The sequence below is a fragment of the Flavobacterium sp. genome (genome assembly GCF_036405015.1).
Classification (GTDB): domain Bacteria; phylum Bacteroidota; class Bacteroidia; order Flavobacteriales; family Flavobacteriaceae; genus Flavobacterium.
Genome location: NZ_DASWYK010000062.1, coordinates 1 through 25733 on the forward strand (window position 1 = coordinate 1; position 25733 = coordinate 25733).

General features: G+C 36.0%; 13 protein-coding genes. 3 read left to right on the forward strand and 10 right to left on the reverse strand.

Going from position 1 to position 25733, the window contains the following annotated elements; genetic code table 11:
- The 7 genes from VGE71_RS04930 to VGE71_RS04960 form a co-directional block, all read right to left on the reverse strand.
- On the reverse strand, positions 1 to 1310 hold a 1310-nt coding region (locus VGE71_RS04930; protein ID WP_331137297.1), incomplete at its 3' end, for an FGGY-family carbohydrate kinase.
- A 10-nt stretch (positions 1311 to 1320) separates the two neighbouring features.
- Entirely contained in the window at positions 1321 to 2595 is a 1275-nt protein-coding gene (locus VGE71_RS04935; RefSeq protein WP_331137298.1) for a TIM barrel protein, read from the reverse strand.
- Positions 2596 to 2799: 204 nt separating this feature from the next.
- Entirely contained in the window at positions 2800 to 4941 is a 2142-nt protein-coding gene (locus VGE71_RS04940) for a bifunctional aldolase/short-chain dehydrogenase (protein WP_331137299.1), read from the reverse strand.
- 26 nt (positions 4942 to 4967) lie between these two features.
- On the reverse strand, positions 4968 to 6038 hold the full coding sequence (gene rhaT, locus VGE71_RS04945; protein ID WP_331137300.1) for an L-rhamnose/proton symporter RhaT: 1071 nt from the start codon (positions 6036 to 6038) through the stop codon (positions 4968 to 4970).
- Between the two features lie 419 nt (positions 6039 to 6457).
- Positions 6458 to 8311 (reverse strand): rhamnogalacturonan lyase, encoded by a 1854-nt coding sequence (locus VGE71_RS04950; protein ID WP_331137301.1) that lies wholly within the window; start codon positions 8309 to 8311, stop codon positions 6458 to 6460.
- A gap of 179 nt (positions 8312 to 8490) precedes the next feature.
- Positions 8491 to 10620 carry a hypothetical protein gene (locus VGE71_RS04955; protein WP_331137302.1) on the reverse strand — a complete coding sequence of 710 codons (2130 nt, stop codon included), beginning with the start codon at positions 10618 to 10620 and terminating at the stop codon, positions 8491 to 8493.
- Positions 10621 to 10715: 95 nt separating this feature from the next.
- Positions 10716 to 14123 (reverse strand): DUF4450 domain-containing protein, encoded by a 3408-nt coding sequence (locus tag VGE71_RS04960; RefSeq protein WP_331137303.1) that lies wholly within the window; start codon positions 14121 to 14123, stop codon positions 10716 to 10718.
- Between the two features lie 255 nt (positions 14124 to 14378).
- On the opposite strand from VGE71_RS04960, the gene VGE71_RS04965 reads away from it, so the two are divergent.
- The 3 genes from VGE71_RS04965 (at position 14379) to VGE71_RS04975 (ending at position 20319) form a co-directional block, all read left to right on the forward strand.
- A complete protein-coding gene (locus tag VGE71_RS04965; protein WP_331137304.1) occupies positions 14379 to 15752 on the forward strand; it encodes a rhamnogalacturonan acetylesterase in 1374 nt (457 codons plus the stop codon).
- A 20-nt stretch (positions 15753 to 15772) separates the two neighbouring features.
- The gene (locus VGE71_RS04970; RefSeq protein WP_331137305.1) at positions 15773 to 18637 is read left to right on the forward strand and encodes a glycoside hydrolase family 2 protein; all 2865 of its coding nucleotides are present in this window, start codon (positions 15773 to 15775) and stop codon (positions 18635 to 18637) included.
- Positions 18638 to 18810: 173 nt separating this feature from the next.
- Positions 18811 to 20319 carry a rhamnogalacturonan acetylesterase gene (locus tag VGE71_RS04975; protein ID WP_331137306.1) on the forward strand — a complete coding sequence of 503 codons (1509 nt, stop codon included), beginning with the start codon at positions 18811 to 18813 and terminating at the stop codon, positions 20317 to 20319.
- Between the two features lie 135 nt (positions 20320 to 20454).
- Here VGE71_RS04975 and VGE71_RS04980 read toward each other — a convergent pair whose 3' ends face one another.
- From VGE71_RS04980 to VGE71_RS04990, 3 genes are all read right to left on the reverse strand, one after another.
- Complete coding sequence (locus tag VGE71_RS04980) at positions 20455 to 22896, reverse strand: glycosyl hydrolase 115 family protein (protein ID WP_331137307.1); 2442 nt, start codon at positions 22894 to 22896, stop codon at positions 20455 to 20457.
- A 71-nt stretch (positions 22897 to 22967) separates the two neighbouring features.
- Positions 22968 to 24296 carry a rhamnogalacturonidase gene (locus tag VGE71_RS04985; protein ID WP_331137308.1) on the reverse strand — a complete coding sequence of 443 codons (1329 nt, stop codon included), beginning with the start codon at positions 24294 to 24296 and terminating at the stop codon, positions 22968 to 22970.
- A gap of 22 nt (positions 24297 to 24318) precedes the next feature.
- Positions 24319 to 25722: a family 43 glycosylhydrolase gene (locus VGE71_RS04990; protein WP_331137309.1), complete on the reverse strand. Its 1404-nt coding sequence runs from the start codon at positions 25720 to 25722 to the stop codon at positions 24319 to 24321.
- Positions 25723 to 25733 lie beyond the last annotated feature (11 nt).

Below are 25733 nucleotides of genomic sequence, written 5' to 3' on the forward strand. Positions count from 1 at the left end.
TTCCAGTTTTGATGAATCGCCAACGCTGCCCCAAGTGCACTCGCCTGCGCCATCGAAGCCGCATAAACCTCTACATCTGGAAAGGCCTCAGCCAATAAATTCATGTAAATAGAGTTTTTACTGAAACCCCCGTCCACAAAAATCTTTTTTACCGGACTGTTGTGGATCACCAGATTGGTGGAGAAAACCTGCTGTTCCACCAAATCCAGCATCAACTGGTGATAGGCAGTTTCATAATCCTTAAACTGTGAAAGGTCTCTTTTCTGAAAAGGACATTCGTTTAAGATATCAAAATCGTATTTCTTTGGATAAAAAATCTGATAGTTAAGTGAACGCAGGTTTGAAGTAATCTTTTTGTCAAAATAAACTTCTTTATACGTATCAACCGGTACCTTAAAAAATGCCGCCAAGCGTTTGGTCTGCACCTCATGCTCGTTTCCGGCAAACAAACGTGCCGCTTTTACAGGTTTGTCCGTGTACTGCATATAACACAAACAATCTTGCTGCAGCTCCTCGAAAGTCAAAGGTTTATTATTGAACGGATTCAGGGAAATACTCCAAGTTCCGGTCGATAATAACACAAAAGGTTCTGTAAAGTTGATTGTATAAGGTATAATCGCCGATGAGCTATCATGAAGTCCAACTCCTACTGCCAAGCCATCCTTGTTTTTAATAACATCTTTACCGTGATGAATAGGTGGCAATTTTTCTGAAATTTCTTCCTCTACCAGCCATTTATGGTATTTCATCTTTTTGAAATTCCACAAATTAGTATGACAGCCAATGCTTGTAATATCAGCGTAAGCTTCATTAGTCAATAAAAAACTTAAAAACTGAGGAAGATGCAGGCAGTATTTTACCTGTTCGAAGATTTCAGGTTTTTCTTCCTTCAATCTGTAAATCTGCATTCCGGAATTCAGACTTCCCAGAACTGGAGAAGCCGTTTTTACAGCAAATTTTTCTTCTCCCTTGTATTTTTTATAAAATTGGGATTTTAAATCCTCCGGATAATCTTTTAAATAATTATACAGAGGAGTTAAAACCTTTCCATCTTTATCTACATAAACAAAGCTAGCCCCGTAAGTGCTGAAGTTGATTGCTTTTAAAACATAATCTTTCAGTTCTTTTATTTCTGCCAATCGGTCCAAAATCCAATTTTGCAGCAATGTTATGTCCTCGCAAGGAAAACCGTCTTCATCTTGAGTTTCTTCAAAATTTACAGACCTTTCCCAGACAATCTTATAATTTTCATTAAATAAAAAAACCTTCTTGTTTGTTTTACCAATATCAAAAATCGCAGCTACATTCATTATACTCTTATTATAAGCCGGTAGCCATTGTTTTTAGACCTCTTTCCTCGATAAGATTTTGTCTTACCTGAAGCGAACGATATAATTCAACTGGATTTAATGCTGCACCAGAACGAAGACGAGCTTCTGCAACAAGTGCACGAACGTCTGTACGGAAGGCATTCTGAAGAATTTCCTGTGCCTTTACCACATCATTTTCTTCTTGTGCTTTTTCCAATGCTTTTCTGTCAACAGAAAGTGCCTGGGCGTAGGCAATCATGATCGCTTCTACAGACTGCAATAGATCCTCCAACGGATCTTTGATGTTGTGCGAAGCATCAATCATCCATCCCAAATCTTTAGCGTGATTCATTCCTCTTGCATCCATTCCCTCAACTAATTCATTAAAAATCAAGAATAATTGATAAGGTTTTAAGGCTCCAGCAGTCAAATCGTCATCACCGTATTTGGAATCGTTGAAGTGGAAACCTCCTAATTTATTATCCATCAACAAAATAGAAACAATCTGTTCAATGTTTGCATTTGGTAAATGATGTCCTAAATCAACAAGCGTTTTTGCTTTGTCCCCCAATTTTTGAACGTAAGAATAAGATTGTCCCCAATCTGCTACTGTTGTAGAATAAAAGTTAGGCTCTGCACATTTGTATTCCAAAAACAATTTCCAGTTTGAAGGCAGTGCATCGTAGATTTCCTCCAAGCTTTCCAATGTATTCTGGTAGGCTTTTCTGAAGTTCAATTGTCCAGGAAAATTGGATCCGTCGGCCAACCAAACAGTTAATGACTCAGATCCTAATTCAATTCCGTGTTTAATCACTTCAATATTGTGTGCAATTGCTTGTTTACGAACTGCCTTGTTTACATTTTGCAAAGAACCGTATTTATAGGTATGCTCCGCATTTGCTTGATCCTGAAAAGTATTGGAGTTCATGGCATCGAATTTCAATCCATGCTGTGCTGCAAGGGTTCTGATTGCACTGTAATCTTGTGGAATATCCCAAGGAATATGAAGCGAAATGGCACCAGAAGCATTGTTTAATTTATGAAGCAATCCAACATCTTCAATTTTTTCTTCTAATGAGCGAGGCTCTCCACCACCTGCAAAACGGCCAAATCTAGTTCCTCCTGTTCCTAAAGCCCAAGATGGAATCGCAATTTGAAAATCGATTATTTTTTTGATAATCGCTTCTGATTCATTAATTTCAGAAGCAGTAAATACTAATTTATTTTGATGTTTTTTTAATGAATCCTCGTTATGAGATTCAATGTGGTTTGATGAGATTAACATAGTTATTTATCTTTTTAATAGAGTTTACAATATAGAACTTTATATACTGTGAACTCCCGTTTTACTTCACTTTTTTGTTAAGTTTTCTCTGTTTAAAACAAATTGATATAGTCTAAAAAAATCTAACGTCCGAATGAATTCGAACGCTAGACCACAAAAAACCACTTTTGCTTAAACAAACTTGTAAAAAAACCTAAACAATCTTTATCTATAAAAGCCCATTGCAACTCCGCCGTCTACGTTAAGCGCGTTTCCTGTAGATTTACCCAGCAAACCTCCAACAAAGGCAAAACAGGCGTTGGCAATATCATCCGGCAATATGATTTCATTCAATAACGTACGTTTTGCATAGTAGGCCGGAAGTTCTTCTACTGTAATTCCGTATGCTTTTGCACGACCTTCCGCCCATCCTCCAGACCAGATGTTCGAGTCTGAGATTACCGCGTCAGGATTTACCGTATTGACACGGATTTTGTCTGCTCCAAGTTCTGCTGCCATCAAACGCGTCAGATGTGCCTGGGCCGCTTTTGCCGAACCATAACCAGGGTTGTTCGGACCAGCAACTACAGCATTCTTGGAAACGATATTCACGATATCCCCTCCAAATCCCTGTTTGCGCATTACTTCGATTCCGGCTTTGGAAACAATAAATTGTCCTTTAACCAAAATATCATATAATCTGTCCCACTCTTCCAATGTATGGTCTGCGATGGATTTTGAAATACTGATACCAGCATTATTTACTACAATATCAACACCTCCAAAAGCCAATGAAGCCTCATCCAATGCTTTTTCTGTGCTCACTTCGTCAGTAACGTTTAATAAAGTGCTTGAAACCGCATCCTTGCCGAAAGCTTTGGTAAACTCAGCCGTAGCGCCTTCCAGACGCTCTTCGTTAATGTCATTAATAACTACACAAGCACCTTCCTGAGCGAATTTTTTAGCGATAGCTTTTCCAATTCCTCCAGCAGAACCTGTAATCAAGGCTACCCTTCCAGATAACGCTTTTGGTTTTGGCATACGCTGTAGTTTAGCTTCTTCCAACAACCAGTATTCGATATCGAAAGCTTCCTGGTGAGGCAAAGAAGTATATTCTGAAACTGCTTCTGCACCTTTCATTACGTTTACTGCATTGATATAGTATTCAGATGCCAAACGTGCCATTGTCTTGTCTTTGGCAAAAGTGAACATACCAACTCCAGGATATAGAATCACAACCGGATTCGGGTCACGCATTGCTGGTGAATTTGATTTTTTGCATGCATTGTAATAATCTTTATACATGGCACGGTAAGCTTCAAAAGCAGGAGTTAATTTTGCTTTAATTGCATCAACATCAGATAAATCTTCGTTTGGATCCAGTTCCAAAACCAAAGGACTGATCTTGGTTCTTAAAAAGTGATCTGGACAAGAAGTTCCTAATGGAGCCAACTTTGAAAGATCATTAGAATTGATAAATTCCAACACCCTTGCATCATCTGTATAATGCCCGATCATCTGACGCTCCGAAGAACAGAAACCTCTTAAGATTGGAGCCACTTTTGCAGCTTTCAATCTGCGGTCTGCTTCTGGAAGGCTGTCGATTTTCTTTCCTCCAAAAACCGGACGTTTTTTTCCGTAGTTTTCTTCAAGATAAGTTGCACATTTCTCGATTACTTCAAGTGTATTGATGTAACTTTCGTATGCAGTATCTCCCCAAGTAAACAATCCGTGAGAACCCAACATGATTCCGCGTAATTTTTTACCATTTTGAGCTGCTTCTTCCAAGCAAGCTCTTAACTGAAGACCAAGATCAAATCCTGGACGTTGCCATCCTACCCAACCGATTTCTCCGTTGAATAATTCTTCAGTGATTTTTTTTCCATCTTTCGCAGCAGCGATTGCAATAGCCGCATCCGGATGAAGGTGATCAATATGTTTGAATGGAAGAAAACCATGTAAAGGCGTATCGATTGAAGGTGCTTTTGACGCTAAATCGAAAATACAGTGGTTGAACAGTTCCACCATTTCGTCCTCGAATTCGATGCCTCTGTAGACGTTCTCAAGATTACGAAGTCTGTCCAAATACAAAGCAGCGCAGCCTGATTTGGTCAAAGTCCCGATATCTCCACCAGAACCCTTGATCCACATTACTTCGGAAGATTCCCCCGTTAAAGGATCTTTGTCGGTAATTTTAACAGAAGTGTTTCCCCCTCCGTAGTTGGTCAGTCTTAGATCGGCTCCCAAAAGGTTGGAACGATAAATAAAAAGCCCTACTTCATCTCCCGCCAATGCTGCGGCTTTAGCATCATCCCAAAGGTAGCTTACATGCTTAAAATTTGTATTGATTGTGTTTGTACTTGACATATACTTATATTATTTTCTTGTATTGTTTATAATGAGTTACCAATTCCTACCAAAACGATCGAAAGCATCATAAGGGCGATTCCCAAGGCAAAAGCCCTGAATGTTTTTTTAGAAACACCCTTCCATTCCTTCAAATAAAATCCCCAAAAGTTCGCTGTCAGGATAATGGTGGCCATATGCAGGATCCATGAACTGGCACCATTGCCCAGTTTGCTCTCCCCCATTCCGTAGAAGAAGAACTGCAGAAACCACATGGTTCCAGCTAGTGCGGAAAACAAAACGTTTTTGGTTATCGGAGTAGATTTATTGGTGTAGTCACCAATAGTCTTGTTTTTAAAATTCAGATATAGACACCAGATGAAGTTGGTCGTCAAACCTCCCCAAAGGATCACAATGTAGCTTACATTGTTCTGGAACAGAAATTCTCCTTGATTCGGATGAAGCGCCTTCCAAGATTCATTGGCCACATCCGCCATCGGTTTTGCAGCTTCGATTCCGAAATTGAAGAACGAACTTAAAATACCAGAAACGATAGCAATGATAAGACCTTTTACCAGACTGAAATCCTTGTCCTTGTCTTCATGGCCTGTTGCAAAATCCTTTTCTTTCAGCATTCCTGCTTTTCCTAATATTGCAATACCTATAATGCATACCAATACACCTCCTAGAACCATCTGCCCACCTGAATTGGAAAACATGTCACTGATGGATTCTTTGCCTTCCACTGCATTGAAATTATAATAGATCGGCGGGATCAAGGCACCAAAAGCCGAGCAGAATCCCAAAGTGATCGAGTTTCCGAGGGACATTCCCAAATAACGAACGCCTAATCCGTAGGTCAATCCACCCACTCCCCAAATGAGTCCCATCACAAATGCCAATGCCTTTACCGACGGAGCAGCTGCAATGATGATATCGGTAAAATCAGGAATCGTTAAATAAGCCGCTACAGGAGGTACGACAAGCCACGAGAAAACACCACCGACAAGCCAGTAGCTTTCCCAGGCCCAGTCTTTTACTTTCTTGAAAGGCATATAAAAACTACCCGAAGAAAATCCCCCGATAGAATGAAAAATGATTCCTAATATTGATTCCATTTAATCTTTTTTTGTTTGTGGTTAGTCCGTCAGTAATTTGGTTTTGTAAAATAAAAAAATGTCAAAAACAAAACTGTCCTGTACTATCCTTTATGCTTTTTATACTTTTTTGTTAAAAGAATACAATTATTTAAAAATTTAATTAAACATTATTACATTATCATCATATTTAGCACACTATTACAACAGCTTTCACAATTATCAAATTTGTATTTACACAACAAAGCAAAATGTATTTTTTTAGATAAGTTTTTATAATTAACATAAAAAAAAAACTCCAGTTAAAGCTGGAGGTAGTTAAATAATCTTCTTAAACTTTACGACTCTTATATACTTAGCTTATAAAAATGAAGATCAAAAAAACTCAGAAACCTAGAGATTCCTCTCTCTTTGTCTCTTTGTAACTCTAAAAACTTTTCCTATTTCTTAGTTACTAAATAAATATTCGGTTTTGGTGCAGGTTTCATGTCTTTTCCCATATAAAAACTAGTATGTGGAGGCTGATTATACCCCACATTCTGCCATGCAACACTTAATCTATATTGTGGATCATGCATTAAAGTATATTGTCTTATTTCAGTTGGAATTGTAGTCGAGTAAATTCTAAGCTCTTTACTGTCTTCCGATCTTAAAATCAATTCCTCGCGCCAGTCTCCTAAAATATCAGCAGAAAGCCCTGGATTCTTTTTTGTTCCATTGTTTGAAACAGCTCCAGTTGCGGTGAACAATCTTCCTTTATTGTATTTATCAATATAATTTGAATCCAGAAGTTCTCTTGAAGTATCTCCATCCCAATAAATCAGAAAATTGACTGAACTTGGCGCTTTTCCAACCACTTTTCCTTTCATATCATATAAATCAGGAGAACCACCCCACCAAAATTGCGCACCTCTTAGCGTCGGGTCTATATTGTCTGCAACACCACGCCCAACATCTTCATTTATAGAACCTTTAAATAATACCTTTCCATCTTTAGCAGCAAAAATTGTAACTCCAGGACCTGTGGTACCATTTTCAATTTCATGAATACCAAAAACTTCTAAACCTGGAAGATCTGGATCTAAATCGGAAACATGAATGGCGTCTCCATGTCTAAAACCTGTTGTATATAAACCTTTTCCGTTATCATCTACACACATGGAACCGTAAATTATTTCGTCTTTTCCATCATTATCAACATCCGTAACGGTAAGATTATGATTTCCCATTCCTGAATATGGATTTTCAGCATCTTTGCTATCAAAAACCCATCTTGAAGTCAGTTTTTTATCTTTAAAATCCCATGCTGCCAAAACCGTTCTTCCGTAATAACCACGACACATCACAACACTTGGGTGAACCCCATCTAGATAAGCAATACAGGCAAGGAAACGATCCATTCGATTTCCTTTTGTATCATTTCCACCACTTCCACCATGTCCGCCCCAGCCTGCCAAATCACCACGTTCTGCAATATAATCGACAGTTGTAACCAGTTTCCCCGTCCTTCCATCAAAAACAGAAAGATATTCTGGGCCTTTTAAAATTTTACCATAAGTTCCCGAATTCGGATCACGATCTACCCAATCTTTTGAAGCATCTCCAACTACATTATTCTGGCTGTCTGTTGTTCCATCTGCAGTTTTACAAACCAATTCTGCAATTCCATCTCCATCCAAATCATACACCATGAATTGCGTGTAATGAGCACCTTCGCGAATGTTTTTGCCTAAATTAATTTGCCATAAAAATTTCCCATCCAAAGTGTAAGCCTGGAAAATTGGTGGATCTGTAATTCCTGTATGTGAATTATCATGTCCTTTTCCAGTCATGTGAACAATCAAATCATATTTTCCGTCGCCATCTAAATCTCCTACCGAAAGATCATTTGCAGTATACCCTTCTATTTCTTTTAATTTAATTGACATATAATCTTTATCTGGACTTGAAGCAGGAATTGTAAAGCTTCCTTTCGCATCACTTTCTTTTCCTTTTAAAACCGTTTTTACAAACCAAGTATTTTCTTCTTGCGAACTTGCCTTTACATCTATAAAATTGGTTGCTCCAGAAATCGGTTTGTCATTCAGTTTTATGGCTTTTTTATTACCGCTTTTTCGATATAAATTAAAAGCCAGATGATCTGGATCTGTTCCTAAAACACGCCAACCAATAAAAAACTGACCGTTATTTTTAACCGCAACAACGCCACGATCTAGATTTTCCATTTGCCTTTGACTGAAAACTGTCAGACCTATGAAAAGCATTATTAATGAAATGAATTTAGTATTGTTCATATAGTTTTATTTGGTTTTGATTAATTGTTTCAAGCAGATTTTTAAGTTCAGACAGGCTTTTTATTTAATCTCGTAAAGTCGCAGAGTCGCAAAGTTTTATTTTTAAAATTCTTTGCGAGATTAGATACTTTTTCAATTTTAAAAACTTAGCCCCTTAGAACCTTAGCAACTCAGAATCTCTAAAAAAACTTCTTAAATCCTTCGCTTTGTACTTTCCAAGTTCCATCTTTCGGGAAACCCGGATTTTCTTCTGTTGATCCGTCCCAGCCAGCACACATCATGGCAACTGCAGTCAACAAACCACCATTTCCAGGAAGATAAAGCGTTAATCTTTCGGCTTGATAATTATGCCCGTTTTTTAAATAGGTATTTGTTGTAACGTTCATAAACAAAGCATCAATAGCTTTATCTGGCATTTGCAAACGCGCCGCAGACATTGCTGTCATCGGGAAATCCCATCCCCAGGTTTTATCCCAAGACCAAGTTTTCCAAACCAGATCAAAAGTATTTTTCATGATTTTTTTATCCAAAAGTGAAGTTTCAGGAAGCATTCCGAAAGTTCCTAATACTGATGGATGATCTGTTTTAAATTCAGGATTTGTATAAGAATCTGTTGCACTTTCTGTAGCCAGATAAACATCGCCTGAAACTGGAAGTTTTGATAGTTTTGCCAAAACTGTTTCCCATTTTTCAGGAACTTTCTGGTTCAATTTTTTCTTCCAAGCAATTGCCGTTTTCAGAGCCCAATTCCAATACGCCAATTCATAAGTTGGGTTAAAAGTTTCCATCGCCTTAAATCGTTCTTGCGCAGGAATTACTCCAGGTCCCAAAACATAACGATCCGTTTTACTATCATAATTTGCGAATGAAGCCATGAAATTAGCCGTTTCAAAAACACGCTCACTATATAAATTTAATGTTTCTGTTGTAGGTTTAGCACGATATATTAAATCGGCATATGTGATAAAATGGGGTTGTTGCCAAATTAAAAATGAGCCCACCGACGACGGACTTTCATTCCCATCAGGATCTGTCATTTTTTGCCATCTTGCTCCTTCAAAACCTTGTCTTTTGGCAATATTTTTGGCTTTATCAAAAACTTTCTGATACCATGGAAGACTTTTTTCTAGTAATTCTGGTCTATTCCAAAGGGCAAAGTGAACACCATGCCACCAATGCATTTCTAAATGCGGTTTTCCATACCAGCTGTTATAAGTCAATCCTGTTTCTTGAGGCGGAACTTTTCCTGTACATTGTAGTTTGGTCAAATATTGCGAAAGAATTACTCTTCGCTCCAACTCTTTAGCGCGCGGATCTGTACTTCCTGAAAAATCAACTGCAGCACCGCTTAACCAAAATTGTTCCCAACCTTTTATACTACTATTCTCTATTTCAGCAAAAGAAGAATTTGAAACCGATTTTTTATCTGCCAAAGCAAAAAGACAGCTCAATTCTAATGTACTGGTATTCGATGCTTCCACCACAAAATAATGATCTCCTGCTTTTTTAATCGCCGCATTTCCTTTCCAGCTCAAATCCACATTATAAGAAATACTGTCCATAACATGTGTTATAACAGCTTCCGATTTTGATTTTTGCTTTAGAGTGCTCGTATAATTTTGTTTTCCTTCATATTTAGTTCCAAAATCAGCCCAGTCTCCAGTTGGAAACGGAATTCTTAAACTGATTTTCAAACGTTTTTGCTGTAATAACTCTGATTTTACTTTTACTCCAACTGCATCTTTTTGTTGGTGTGAAGCTGTTAAAACAGTAACAGGAGTTCCTTCTACTTCAAAATAACTTTCAATTTCACCTGTCCATAAATTCAATTTTTGAGAAATTGATTTAATGTCAGATGCTTTAGCCAAGCTTCCATCTTTCTTTGTAATTTCAAAACCTAAATTCCCCAACTGTAATAAATGTGGATTTTGTCTGAACCAGTTTATCGCATCAACTTTTCTTTTTGGCTCTTTTATCTGAACCGTATAAGATACATTTCTGCCATACTGCTGATAATCTCTTAAGGTTTCTGAAAATTTAAAATTCTCTGTGTTTTTATAACTGTCCCATCCCCATTCTGATTGTGTTCCTAATGGAATTCCGTTTTGATACGTTTTTGGAAAAGTCTGCAATCCCGTTGCATCAACAGTAAAAGCAAAAGTTCCGTTTCCAACGGTCAAAGATGCTAAAGTATCTATTGCGGTAATTTGAACATTATGCCTGTTAACAAGCGCTTTTCGATCAATTTTCTGTTGCGCTAAAAGCGAAAGAGAAAACAGAAATACAGTAATAAATTGATATTTTTTCATTTGGTTATATATTTTTTGTTTCAGGTTTCAGGTTTTTGAATTTCCTCGACTGCACTTAGCTTCGTAAACAATTATCTAATGATCAAATTGACAAATTATCTAATTAAAGTCACACTCATCAAGCCAATCACAACATCATTTGCAATAGTTTTCAAAGTCAGACTTTTCAATGTTTTATTTTTGTTTAAAGGCAAATCCAAAATTGTTCCTGCGCCTCCGTCTACTCCGTAATTTGAAAATCCTTTGATGGGCGTAAAATCTTTAAAATCTCTCGAAATTTCACCTGATTTCAAATATATCCTTGGTGGTTTTGGTGCATCAGTTGTAAAAGCTAAACCGTCAACGAAATAATCTTGTTCGATCGGCCACCAGTTTTCTGGATTTTTTAAAGGCAAAATTTCAGCAGTGCCATCGGTATAATGTATCGTGATTTCTCCATTTGTGATACGGCTCTGCATTGGATTTGTACTTCCCGCCAGCATGAAATAAACATGTGAAGCTTTTCCGGTTAACGGAATATCAATGCTTTTTGGATAATTATCCCACATCGAAGTAAAAATTATATTTTTCTGATTTTCCTCTGAAGGCGTTTTAAACGGGATTCCGTTTGGTGTCTTTACTTCACCGCTTTGTTTTGCCTTTGCACGCAAACCCGTATCATCAATTTTTACGGAAACGTTTGGATAACACCAATTTCCAATTCCTTGTTTTGGAAGCTGTAATGTTACTGTCTGTGGTCTTGGTGACAAATATTCATTCGTATAAATATCAGTAACTTTTGCATTGAAATAATTCGAAAGAGAAATCGTTTCTGCACGTTGGGATTTATCCAATGGAAGATCCCAATTTGCAACAACCAAATCTGATTCTTTTTTAGAATTTATATTTAAATCAACCGGATACCACCAAGAAAAATCACCTTGTTTCAATTGAATAAAAAAGGTTTTATTTCCTTCACCATTTACTGTTGACAGAAAAGTTCCAGTTGTTTTTTCAACTTTTCCTAAAACACTTTGCGGATCATAAAATGAAACTATTTCTCCTTTATTAACGATCATATTTAATGCGTCTCCTGAATTATAGGAAGATTTAGTATATAGTTTTCTAAAAGTTCCGCCTTTCCAATTCACAACTATATCATACATTGCATTATAAGGTACTTCAATACTAATTTTTGGAGTTCCGATGCTTTCTGAAATTACTTTATATGATGCGTCTTTTCCGTTCACTTTAATATTTTCAATTCCGTCAAAAGGTGCATTGAGAACCAATTTTAAGTTCATTTTTGAAGTAAAATGATTTTCAATATGATAGGTATCTTGTTTATTTTTTCTGTAGAAAGCAATAGAAACATCTGGAACTTCTAAAGAGGCTTCATCCCAATCAGATGGAAAACCAGGCTGAATAGTCAAAACTTCTGCAATAGCGTCTGGCTGAATTCCGAAAAGTCCTTCTACTAAAGTTCGGGATGCCATTCCGATTGGATCGGCAAAATCACGATACAATTCGCCACGCATTGCATCTTGATACAAAAGCTGTTCAAAACCTCCAGGAGAAGCACCTAAATACAAACTTTCAATCAAAACACTTTCCCACATTTTAAATGCTTTATCAGCTTGTCCTCCTTGCCAAAAAGCCAGTGAAGTGTGCAATTGTTCTGCCAAAGCCACATTATTGATTGACCATGTATAAGGTTGCCAATTTGTTGTACTGATTACATACAGATTTTCTTTATCCAAGCCTTCTGCCGAAATTGGAATATGCGGAATCTGATTGTTTACATAACTCAACATTTGATAACTCTCAAAAGGATTTGAAACCTCAGAATCAATTGTGTGATAAATACTCCAAACTCCTGGTGAATCGTGCAATAATCTGTTTCCTAAAGCGTCTTTATATTCAGCAAAAATTCCTTTTTTTGAAACCCAAAGTTGTTCTTTTGAAGCTTTTAAAATTTTCTCTGCTTCTTTTTCGTAAGGAGCTGAATCCTTTCCAATTTTTTTTGCCAATTCTGCAACTGTTTTATTGGCATAATAATTATAGGCTGACGAATGAATGACAGCTCCTCCACTGTATTGTAAAGCATCACTCGCCCAAATTGTAGCATAGGCATCATATAGTCCGTCATTATCGGGATCAAAATTTCGTTTTTCCCATTTTAAATGTCTTTCAATTGTCGGCCACATTTCTTTCAAAAAAGCAATATCTCCCGTCCATTTAAAATGACGAAGCATTTGATCGAAAAAAACCAAGTTCATATCATAATGATGTGCAACTGTATTTTTGTTTGGATTACGGCTAATGTAACCGCTACTGAACATTGAAGTCCCAATTTCTTCTTTTTGACGTGCCAAGTTTCTTTCCTGATCCAAAACAATTGGACCACTTTCTGGTGACGTAACTTGTGAATTGCTATAACTTGTAAAATGCGATTTTGCTCGGTCATGCCAACCTAAAGGATCTGCCGTGTAAGCACCACGCCATGCATTTAGGTACATTCTCCACGCAATGGCACCATGCAGATACGCAGGACTTTCCCAAATTCCATCTGCAGCAATTGAAAGTGCAAAACCTAAATTATTAATATAAGGATCAGGTGTCTTAACTTTTACTCTGTTTGCCAAAAGCTGTGTTTCCTGAACCGATTTTTCGTAAAGCTGTGCAATTCCTTTTTGCGAAACGTCTGTTTTTAAATCGTTTGTAGAAAACAACCAATAATTTCCTTTTTCCGAAATACTTTTTAACTTTCCTGAAAGAACGGGCAAATTTTCAGCATTTGAATTATATAATTCCAAAGGCGTTTTTTGTTGTTTTGCATTACTTAAATGTGTTGCTGATTCTGGGAAAAACCCACGCAAACTTTTATTGTTTCCTGTTTTTTGTTTGTTGCTTTCAGAACCGTACTCCAACAAAAAGGACTGTTTTTGTAACGTATATTTATTATTCAAACAATAATCTGGCTGTAAATAAAATACAGATTCTGGATCTGCTCCAATATCGCCATCACGACTGAATTTCTTTCCTGTTGCACCTCCAAATCCCCAAATCAAATTGGTGTTTTTAGCGATGTTTTCAACAAAAACTTTGACAATAAAACCTTCCTCTTCTTTTAAAGCTACTACATCAACAAACAATTTTCCCTTTCCTAGAATTGCATCTTCAATCGTATAATGCATAGTTCCTAAAACATATCTTGTATCAATTTTAGAAGCTTCTGTAATCCATTTGCTTTCTTTACCGTTTGCAATTCCGAGTTTAAAATTTCCTCCCATTCCTGGCATATACATAGCAAACTCAGGCAAATCGCCCGTTTCTACTCTAAAACCGGTATTTGAACCATACAAAGCACGATTGAATTTTCGGTTTCCATTTTTTAAAACAAAAGCATTTTCCTCAGGTGCATAATGTAATTTTCGAATCGCCTTTTGTTGTGCATTTACATTTGCGAACCCTAGAAAAAGTAAACCAATTACTATTTGAATAAAATGTTTTTTAGTGCTCATAAAGATTAAAGAATAGGTATTTACTTTAAATAAACAGATCATAAAATATTCTGTCATTATATTATCAAATCCATAATAATATTGCAATTTCTTTATTTTTTTATGGTACTCTATCCTGTACATACCTGATTAACCAAACAGAATAACTATGTTTTTTTTGAGATTCCTAATATTTTTTAACATCATAGTACAGGATACCATATTAAAACTGAACAATTACATTTGAAAATATAAAAATCAAAATCCTAAAAAAAGTTGATAAAAATTAACACTTTCTTATCGATCCTACTATTTGCAGCAGCTCCACAACAATTCTTCGCTATGCATTCAAATAGTATTTACAATACTGAAATCAATTTAGCGCAAAGCAAAAGTGATACAGTAAAAAGTTCAGAGAAAACTTTTTCTTTTGTTTTTGGAAAAACGGCTAAAAACAAAAAGAATATCACAATTCATCAACCATTATCTTTTTCAGAAAAAACAGGTTATGGATTTGATTTCAACACAACTTCCAATGTCAGTTTCAGTTCTGATGGCTTTTCAAGCAATAAACCTACTTACTTTTCTGTTGCTGTCCCAGAAGGAAACTATCAAATTGAAGTCGTTATGGGAAGCACTGAAAAAGCATCGAATGTAACCATAAAAGCGGAATCAAGAAGATTGATGCTTGCTCATTTTATGGTTGAAAAAGGACATAAAGCAACGCAAACTTTTAATGTTAATGTTCGAAATATTAAAATAGACAATCAAACCAACATTAGTCTAAAAGATCGTGAGAAAGAGATTTTAAACTGGGACAATAAGCTAACACTTGAATTTTTAGGCGAAGTTGCTATTCAAAGTATCAAAATAACGCGAAAAGACAATTTAACTGTCGTTTATCTGGCTGGCGATTCAACTGTTACCGATCAGGATGTTGAGCCTTGGGCTTCTTGGGGACAATTCATTACAAATTATTTTGATTCAAATATTGTAGTGGCGAATTATGCTTATTCGGGTTCTTCTTTAAGCTCGTTTAAAGGTGCTAATCGTCTGAAAAAGATACTTTCTGAAATCAAAAAGGGAGATTATTTGTTTGTAGAATTTGGACATAACGACGAAAAAATAAAAGGTGAAGGAAATGGCCCTTGGGAATCTTATTCGAATTTATTGACTGAGTTTGCAAATTCGGCAAAAGAAAAAGGCGCGATTCCAGTTTTGGTAACGCCAACACAACGCAGGTTTTTCAATGAAAATGGTACTTTAAAAGAAACACATGGAGATTTTCCTGCTGCAATGCGTGCAGTTGCTCAAAAAAATAATATCGCCCTGATTGATATTACTAAAATAACAACCGATTTATACGAAACATGGGGCGACGAACCTTCCAGAAAAGCATTTGTTCAATATCCAGCTAATACTTTTCCGGGACAAGTAAAAGCGTTGGATGATAACACGCATTTTAATAGTTTTGGAGCTAATGAGATTGCACTTTGCGTTTTAAAAGGAATTCGCGAATTGGATATTCCACTAAAAAAACAAATCAAAAAAGAAACACCAGATTATAATCCGAAGAAACCAAATTTCATTTCAAGCTGGACACTTCCAATGAGTGCACGTTTTGAAATTGTTAAACCAGATGGCAATTAAACCATCAAAAGAACTTTACTATGCTACTGAAAAACACTATCCAAAATCTCTCACTTGCCGCGTTTGCCTTTTTTCTGGCCCAAAACAGCAACGCCCAACAAACCGACAAAATCTATCTTTCGGGGGAAGATTTTGAACATCCTGTAAAATGGGATTTTTATTGTACTGATGGAAATAACAGCAAAACCTGGTCAAAAATTAATGTTCCGTCACAATGGGAATTAGAAGGATTTGGCGAATATACCTATGGTCGCTGGTACAAAGAACTCAATCAGAAAGAACCAAGTAAAGAAGAAGGTTTATACAAATATGAATTTGAGGTTCCTGTATCGTACAAAGGAAAAGAAGTTTTGATTGCTTTTGGTGGAGCAATGACGGATACTGAAGTAAAAATCAACGGGAAACTGGCTGGAGCCATTCATCAAGGTGGTTTTTATGAGTTTAAATACGATATTTCGTCTTTGTTGCAATATGGTTCAAAAAATACTTTAGAAGTTCATGTTTGGAAACATTCGGCAAACAAATCGGTTAATGCAGCCGAAAGAAGAGCCGATTGGTGGCTTTTTGGCGGAATTTATCGTCCAGTCTGGTTGGAAGTTTCTCCAAAAGCACATATCGAAAATATTGCTGTGAATCCCAAAATGGATGGTTCGATTACAGTGGATCTGAATCTTAAAAATATTTCTAAAAATGCTACTTTAGAAGCTACTCTAAAAGGTCTAAACGGAGAGAATTTTCAAACTTTTACTTTTCCTATAAAAGCAAAAAGCAACAAAGAAAGTATTGCTGCACAATGGAAAAACATAAAACCATGGAATCCGGAAAGTCCTAATTTATATGACTTACAATTGGTTTTAAAACAAAATGGAACTATAATTCATGAATATAATAAACGAATTGGTTTCAGAACTTTAGAGTTCAAAAAACAGGACGGAATTTATGTAAATGGCACCAAAATCGTGATGAAAGGAATTAATCGTCACTCCTTCTGGCCTGAAGGCGGAAGAAGTACGAGCAAACGTATTAGTTTACTGGATGCTAAACTAATTAAGGATATGAATATGAATGCCGTTAGAGGACATTATCCTCCAGATTCGCATTTCCTTGAAGCTTGTGATTCTTTGGGGATTTTTGTTTTGAATGAATTGGCTGGCTGGCAAAACTCTTATGACACCGAAACTGGAACCAAATTGGTTAAAGAAATGGTGACCAGAGATGTCAATCATCCATCAGTAATTATTTGGGATAACGGAAACGAAGGCGGATGGAATTACGATGTAGACAAAGTTTTTGAACAATATGATCCGCAAAAAAGAATCGTTATTCATCCTTGGGCAGATTTTAACGGTTGGGACACACATCACTACCCGACTTATTTAACAGGAATGCACCGTTTTAATGCTGGTGAGAATGTATTTTTCCCAACTGAATTCATGCACGGAACCTATGATAACGGACATGGAGCAGCTCTGGAAGATTTCTGGAATCGTTACAAAGAAAGTCCACTTTTTGCTGGAGGTTTTATGTGGGCGATGTTGGACGAAGCCGTATTGCGTTCAGATTGGACTGGCGATGTAAAATTTGATTCGAAAGGTTCTTTAGCTGCTGACGGAATTTTAGGGCCACATCGTGAAAGAGAAGGAAGTTATTATACAGTAAAAGAAGTTTGGGCGCCAATTCAGTTTCAGCCAAAACAAGTTACACCAGATTTTGATGGTTCTTTCTTGATTACAAACGATTATCTTTTCAGCAATTTGAATACTTGCAAAATGGAATTCAAAGTGTTGCAATCGGATAAAAATGTACTTTATACCAATGGAACTGCCAAAGAAATAGCATCTGGAAAAATCGAAATTCCAAGCATTGATCCAGGGGAAACACACAAAATTAAACTGGCTGTTCCGAGCAACTTTGCGGACGGTGATGTTTTATCAATCTCAGCTTTTGATCAATTTGGAAAAGAAATTTATACTTGGACTTGGCCTATTCACAAAGCTTTATTCTATGCTAATAAATTTTTAGCTGTAGAAAATACAAAAGCAAAGGCATCGGCAGTAAAAACTACAACTGAAGTTACTTTGAAAGGAAGCGACGTTACGGTTGTTTTGAATGCTGCGAACGGAGAAATTACTTCTGTTAAAAACGGAACTTCAACTATTCCATTAACAAATGGTCCACGTCCTATTGGAATGAAAGCGAAATTAAAAGACATTCAGGTTTCACAAGAAGGCGACAAAGCGGTTTGTTTGGTTTCATATGTTGGTGGAATTTCAACCATAAAATGGACGATGGAAGCTGATGGAAGATTTAAAATGGAAATGATTGTTCTAAAAAATGAAAGAGCAAACGGTGCAGACGGATTTGACGGAGCATTTTTTGAAGATAAAATCAATTCGTTCGGAATCACTTTTAGTTTTCCTGAAAAAGACGTTAAAGGAATTAAATGGTTTGGAAGAGGCCCTTATCATGTTTGGAAAAACAGAATCAAAGGAACAACTTACGGCATTTGGGAGAAAGACTACAACAATACAATTACAGGCGAAAGTTTTGAAAATTTAATTTATCCAGAATTCAAAGGTTATCACGCCAATTTATTGGGAGCAAACTTAAAAGCAGGCGCTTCTTCTTTTAAAGTTTTCAGTGAATCTGACAATTTATTCTTGAGATTATTTACTCCAGAATTGCCTAAAAATGGTTTTCCTGGAAGCAATCCACAACCAGCATTTCCAGAAGGCGATATTTCGTTTATGTATGAAATTCCGGCGATGAGAGATTTCAAACCTTTGGAACAACAAGGACCTCAAAGTCAGCCAACAAACATCCGTATCAAAAGTGGTGATGATGGTATTAAAATGAATTTGTGGTTTGATTTTAGAAATAATTAATTTGTTTCAGCTTTAAAAACTAAAATCTTTTAACCACAAAGAACACTAAGATTTTTAGCTGTTTATATTGAAAAAAATAAGTTCGCAAAGCTTTGCGCTCCTCGCGTAAACCCTTGCGAACTTTGCGGTTAAATAAACATGTACAACATTATTCGTAATTTATAATTCAAAATATGAAATTATATAAAATATTTTTCACCTTCATATTGGCAGTTTTATTATTCAATTTTACTCCAAAACAAGACAATAAACCAACCGTTTTTATGGTAGGAGATTCAACCGTTAAAAACGGAAGAGGTGACGGCGCTGGCGGACTTTGGGGCTGGGGAGATTATATTGGTCAGTTTTTAGACACTTCAAAAGTTCACATTGAAAATCATGCTTTGGGCGGAACAAGTAGCAGAACTTTTCAGGATAAAGGTTTGTGGACTGCTGTTTTGAACAAACTTAAAAAAGGTGATTATGTTTTAATTCAGTTTGGACATAATGACGACGGCCCAATAAACGATAGTATTCGCGCTCGCGGAACCATAAAAGGAATTGGAAATGAAACAAAAGAAATCGACAATATTCTAACCAAAAAACATGAAACCGTTCATAGCTACGGCTGGTACATTCAGAAAGTAGTTCGTGAAGCCAAATCAAAGGGAGCTATTCCGATTATTTGCTCACCAATTCCTAGAAACGATTGGAAAGAAGGAAAAGTGCCTCGAAATGATAAATCATACGGTTTATGGGCGAAACAAATTGCTGAAAAAGAAAAAGTGACTTTCATCAATTTGAATGAAAAAATGGCTTTGGAAATGGAGGAATTAGGTGAATCCAAAGTAACGGGTACTTATTTCTACAAAAAAGATCACACCCATACTTCTGCAAAAGGTGCGGTCCTTTCGGCTTCTGTTATTATTAATGAATTGAAAGCAAGTAAAAATTCTCTAAAAAATTATATTTTAAAAGATCCGAAAATTGTGCTTCCGCCAAAGAAAAAATTATTCTTAATTGGTGATTCAACAATGGCAAACAACAATAATAATCCCGATGCTGTGGGTTGGGGTGTGCCGTTTCCTCAATATTGCGATACGACCAGAATTGAAGTAATCAACAAAGCGCGTGGTGGCAGAAGCACTAGAACTTTTGAATATGAAGGTTTATGGAATGAAGTCAAAAACCAATTGCAACCTGGAAATTTTGTAATCATCCAATTCGGACACAACGATGCTGGGGATATTGATAAAGAAAAATTCAGAGGTTCATTAAAAGGAAATGGTGATGAAACACAAGAAGTAACACGTCCAGACGGCTCAAAAGAAATCGTACATACTTTTGGGTGGTATATGGTGAAATTCATTAAAGAAGCCAAAGAAAAAGGCGCAATTCCGATTGTGGTAAGCCTGACACCAAGAAACGAATGGCCAAACGACAAAGCCGAACGCAGAACAGACACCTACGTAAATTGGTCTAAAATAGCTGCCGATAAAGAGAATGTTCCTTACATTGATTTAAATGACATTGTAGCCACAAAATACGAGGCTTTAGGAAAAGAAAAAGTAAAAGCATTTTTTCCTAAAGACCATACACATACGGGAGCCGAAGGCGCAGCATTTAATGCACTTACTGTGGCTGAAAGCATTCAAAAACTAAAAAACTGCAATTTGAAGGATTATATTGAAATCCCGAAATAAAACAATTATAAACTTGATTTTAACCACAAATTGCACAAATTTTCACAGATTAATTTGCGAAAATTTGTGCAATTTGCGGTTATATTTTATATGCCGAATGCAAAGCATACTAAATAACATAGCTCCTTATAAATTTTATTTCAGAAACGGAATTTCATAAGCACCTCCTTCACTTGAAGGGTAGATTGCCAATTGATCTAATACAATCCCTGTTTGGTTAACCTCTATTTTAATAGTATGCTTTCCTTTCTCTAAATTCGTTGCAAGGAGTTTTACAATGGCACTATTTCTTAAAACATTTTCTTTCCATGCTTTTTCCCTGTCTCTTGTATTCGTTTTAAAAAACTGCACTGAATTCTTATCCAATTGAATTCCGATTTCATGGTCAAAATTATTGGCATGTGTTGGAAGTAAACGTACTTCTACTTCATATTCTCCAGCAGTTTTAATCTCAAATTCGTAGGTTATAAAAGGTTTTTCTGTTTTAAAATACTGTTGCTTAAACGGAAATAAAGTAATCGCATTATTACTATAGCCCAATCCGTTGATGGTTTTCCATTGATAATTTTTAAAACCTTTTTCTAACACAAAAGCATTGGCCTGAATTGCAACTCTGCTTTTTGCATTTTTTTGTTCTTTTTTAATGAATTCTGGCTTTTTAACCGAATCAAAAACTGGAAGATTTCTAGGATGCATCGACATCATTTTACTCCATCTCCCATCACTTAATTTGGTATTATAGAAATCTGTAAGTTCTTCTATTTTTTTATATGAGGTTGAAGCCAAAGCCTCATTATTTGCCTTTTCTTTTTCATCTGAAGTTATCGCAGCCAAATTCCAATATAAAAACTTATGATTCATATAAGCTGCTCCTTTTACAGGATAAATAACTAATTGAAACCAAGCGTCTTTTCGTTCCTGTGGAACAAATGATGAAAGACTATCCACTTTTTCAATCAGTTTATCGTAAGCCTTGATTCTATTCCAAATTTCCTTTTGGGAGAAATCTGAAAGTTTTATTTGCGTTGTGGGCTCGGTTTGACTCCAGCCCATATATTCTGGTTTTCTAAGGAATGCTAAACGATAATATTCTTCCAATACAGCACTAATTTCAGAACTGTTTTTTGACGAAAACTCTCTCGCCGACCAATCTTTAAGATATTGATTAATTCCGTCTGCTTTGATGCTGTTGATATTCCATGCCAAATCCAAAAATAATTCTGTATCGTATTCTGCAGGTTTTATATCGCCGACATTTACAATCCACATTTTTTTTGCACCGTTTTGATACGCTTTTGTCATTTCATACCAAATCAAACCTGGCTGTGTGGTACTCAACCAAAGATAATCGTGCGGTCTTCCCCAATAACTAATGTGATAGTAAACGCCACTTCCTCCCACTCTTTTCTGTTCTTCTTCATTGCTCAAACGACGAATATATCCGTAATTATCATCAGGCCAAACCAGCGTGATATCGTCTGGAACTTTGAGTCCATTATCGTATAATTCCAAAACCTCTTTGTATGGAACAAAAGCTTGCGGAATATCTCGTAACGGTTTTTTGAAAGTGTTTGAAAGCATTTCTCTTTGGTTCAGAATAATCTTTTCGACCATTGCAATCGATTCGGTCAAATCTTTTGCCCCTTCCATTTTACTATCATGCACACCACGCATTCCTAAGGTCATGATGGTCTCATTTTTCGCTAATTTTAATTCATCCAATCTATCTTGCCAATATTTATCCACCTGAGATTTATTGGTAAAATAATTGTAATCGCCGTAAATTTTGGGTTTCCATTCGTCAACGTTGTTTCGAAGCATCGGTTCTGCATGCGAAGAACCAATTACGATACGATATTTCTGCGCCATTTCTTTGTTTCCTGCAATGGTAAAAAATCCTTTTGTCGAAGGATGCATCGCTGGCCAGATGGTATTCGCTTTTAATCTTAATAATAATTGAAAGATTTTCTCATAGGTTTTTGGTCCAATATCTCCAGTTTCTGGTTCAAAAGTTTTGGCTGCCCAAGGCTGTAATCCCCAGTCTTCATCATTCAAAAAAATGCCTCTGTACTGCACAGAAGGTGAAGAAATTATTTTTTGATTTGGAAGTTTTAATGAAAGTTTTTCTGTTTTTATGGGATGAACATCTGCCCACCATTTCCACGGTGAAACTCCCAAACGTTCTGTCAATTCAAAAATAGAATAAACCGTTCCTCGAACATCAGAACCTATAATCAGAAGATTTTCTTTGTCTTTTTGAATTACAAATTTCTCCCATTGTCCCGATAATTCTTTTTTATTTTTAAAGGAATTAAAAAGTTTATCCGAGGCTTCTCCAATATAAATTCCTTTTTTTGAAAATGAATCAGACTGAATTATTTCAGGACGTTTTCCTGTCAATTCCTGAATATCATCAGCAAGTTCATTTACCGCCCAAACAATCAATGGATCGGTATTTTTATCAATAAAAATATTTACTGCATGATTAGAATCGGCAATTAAAAATTCAGTCGCATTTTTGTTCTGACTAAAGCAATTTACCGTTGTAATCGTGAGAATTAATAATAGTTTCTTCATTTTATTTTTGTTTCAGGTTTCAAGTTTCAAGTTAAAACCTTAGTATCTTAGAAGCTAAGAATCTTAGAGCCTTAATTCACAAGTTGCTTATTTACATATACATTTTTAAAAGTCACATTTTTTATCAAACTTTTATCAATATCTGTTTTCGTTGATTCCACATTTATGTTTTCGAAAGTGAAATTAGACAAACGAACATTTGGGTCGTTTTCTACTCCGTAAAAAGTATCGCATTTCAATTCGATGTTTTTCAGAGTCACATTGTCGCCGTAAGAAAGCGGAATATCAGGACGTCCTTTCAAATCAAAGAATTGTTTCCAGGCAAAAACCGCCAATCCTGTTTTTGCTTCTCCCTTAATATCTTCCACTCTAATATATTCGTAATTCTGTGGTGTATCTGGTCTCATTTTAAGCCACAACATTCTTGATGCCCCTTCAATTTTGCAATTGCGCATAATTATATTTCGATTGTGAATGGCTTCACTTCCATTAGTCAAAGCCGAATGACAAAATCCGAAATTACAATCTTCGATAATCACATTTTTGTTCGGACCATTGTTCGGGTCTTGGTCTGCATAAGGACCTTTTCCGCCTTTAAGCGCAACAGCATCGTCATTAACCGACATATAACAGCCTTTTACCAAAACATTGGTACAAATGTCAACATCAATAGCATCTGTGCTTGGCGCTTTGTCTTTAAGATGTGGTGAAAAAATATACAAATCGAGCAATTTCACGTTATTACATTTGTAAAAATGATTGGTCCAAAAACCAGAATTAATCAATTTTACATCTTGAAACTGTACGTTATTCGAATTCCAAACAAATACTAATCTTGGTCTCGAAACTTCAAGATTGGTGCATTTTGGGTTTTCTTTACGACGCGCCCAGAAAGCATCCCAATATTTTTTTCCATTTCCGTTGATAGTCCCTTTTCCCGAAATTGAAAAATTATCCACTCCATACGCATTCACTACAGCAGGAAAATAATCCAGATTTTGCCCTTCCATTCTCGAAGCCATAATTGGAAAATCAGCTATATTATCAGACCCTTTCAAAACACCGCCTTCACTTACATAAAGTTTTGTTTTAGGTTTAAAAAACAAAGCGCCACTCAAGAAAACACCTTTCGGAATCACAATAACACCGCCACCATTTGCAGCTGCTTTATCGATTACTTTCTGAATGGAGATTGTTTGGATTTTTGTGCTGTCATTGCCCACTCCATAATCCGTAATTTTATACTGTTTTCCCAAGTTTTTAAGTTCGAGTTTGGTATAATCTTTAAACCATGCCGTAATTTCGCTTCCATCAGGAAACTTATCATTGTTGTATTTTTGTGAAAATGCATTTTGAGTAATTCCTAAAACGCAAAAAACTAAAGTGAAAAACTTTTTCATTGTATCCTGTTTATTTTTTATTTTATTTTCTAATGACAATTTTCGTTATAGAAATATAATTCCCAGTACTTCCGTAAATTGACTTTCTTTTATCTGACCAGTTTGGTCTTTCTCCTGTTCCGTAAACCGTTAAAATATAATTGTCTTTTTTTAAGAGCGGCGATTTGTAAACCATTGTTTCTATTGGATTTTTGCTGTACATATCAACAATTGAACTGGTAATCGTTTTTCCTTTTTCATCTGTAATGACAACTCTCGCATAACCATTTTCGGTGCTCACAAAACCTGAAAAACCAATCTGTAGTCCTTTAAATTTTATTGAAAATGAGGCATTCTTATCCTCTGATTTACTTTCTGAAAGGCTATTTTCGTTTGTATGATTCCAATTGCCTGAATATTTAATTTCTTGGTCTGTATTTTTAAAAATTTGCTCTGCGTTTTTGGGTGTAGTTACCACTCCAGTTTGCAAATCAATTTGCCAGCTTTGCTGATACTCCGAAATTTTCAAAGAAGTTCCCGAAATAGTAAGCGGTTGCCATACATAAGTTGCCGAAGAAGCCTGTTTGGGAAAAGACCAGCGGTCTCCCATAAAAATGTAGCTTGTTGTTTTTGTGCCTTTAACTGGCAAAACAAATGTTGATTGAGAATTCCATGTCAGTGTTCCTTCTGGAGCAATTAAACCGCGAGATTCCCATGGGCCTTTGATTGAATTGGAAGTATAATAATAGTTATCGTTCTTCTCCCAACTTGTTAAATGTGAACCGATAAAATAATACAAATTATCTTTTTTAAGCATCGTTGGAGATTCGAAACCTGTTGTTATATTTTCATTTGTCTTTTCTATAACTGACTTATAATCATCGCTCAATTTATAAATTTCACCTCCGTGAACTAAAATATATCCCGACCCGTCATCGTCCTGAAAAGTTCCCATATCCCATTTTTTTATTGGTTTTCCTTCAAACAAAATTGGACCTTTAAATGTATAAGGACCTTCGATATTTTTTGAAACAGCGTAACCCACAAATTGGTCTTTATAAGTCAACGAATCTGCATGCATATACATTACATATTCAGCTGTTTTAGGGCATTTCATTACTTTAACTCTTTCACCAACACGATTGGGACCTAACTTTCCTTCTTTTTGTACTGGCAATGCAATACTTTCAAACTTCCAGTTGTAAAGATCTTTTGAAGAATAACAATTGAATCCAGCAAAAGCATTGCTATCATCTGAATGTGCTTCTCCAAAAAGATAAAATGCCTCCTTTTCTTTTACAATGCAAGCTCCGTGTGCACTTACGATATTTCCGTTTTGATCAAACCAAGGTATTCCAGAATAAACAGCGTCCATTCCACCCGATTTTTGAGCAGATGAAATGATAATATTCGTTAAGAAAATAATCCAGAATAAGGCTTTTTTCATTGTTTATATTT

Coding starts and splice junctions, on each gene's coding strand:
- VGE71_RS04970 (WP_331137305.1), top strand. CDS start 15,773: ATGCTACTGAAAAACACTATCCAAAATCTCTCACTTGCCGCGTTTGCC.
- VGE71_RS04960 (WP_331137303.1), bottom strand. CDS start 14,123: ATGAGCACTAAAAAACATTTTATTCAAATAGTAATTGGTTTACTTTTT.
- VGE71_RS04950 (WP_331137301.1), bottom strand. CDS start 8,311: ATGAACAATACTAAATTCATTTCATTAATAATGCTTTTCATAGGTCTG.
- VGE71_RS04975 (WP_331137306.1), top strand. CDS start 18,811: ATGAAATTATATAAAATATTTTTCACCTTCATATTGGCAGTTTTATTA.
- rhaT (WP_331137300.1), bottom strand. CDS start 6,038: ATGGAATCAATATTAGGAATCATTTTTCATTCTATCGGGGGATTTTCT.
- VGE71_RS04955 (WP_331137302.1), bottom strand. CDS start 10,620: ATGAAAAAATATCAATTTATTACTGTATTTCTGTTTTCTCTTTCGCTT.
- VGE71_RS04990 (WP_331137309.1), bottom strand. CDS start 25,722: ATGAAAAAAGCCTTATTCTGGATTATTTTCTTAACGAATATTATCATT.
- VGE71_RS04980 (WP_331137307.1), bottom strand. CDS start 22,896: ATGAAGAAACTATTATTAATTCTCACGATTACAACGGTAAATTGCTTT.
- VGE71_RS04940 (WP_331137299.1), bottom strand. CDS start 4,941: ATGTCAAGTACAAACACAATCAATACAAATTTTAAGCATGTAAGCTAC.
- VGE71_RS04985 (WP_331137308.1), bottom strand. CDS start 24,296: ATGAAAAAGTTTTTCACTTTAGTTTTTTGCGTTTTAGGAATTACTCAA.
- VGE71_RS04935 (WP_331137298.1), bottom strand. CDS start 2,595: ATGTTAATCTCATCAAACCACATTGAATCTCATAACGAGGATTCATTA.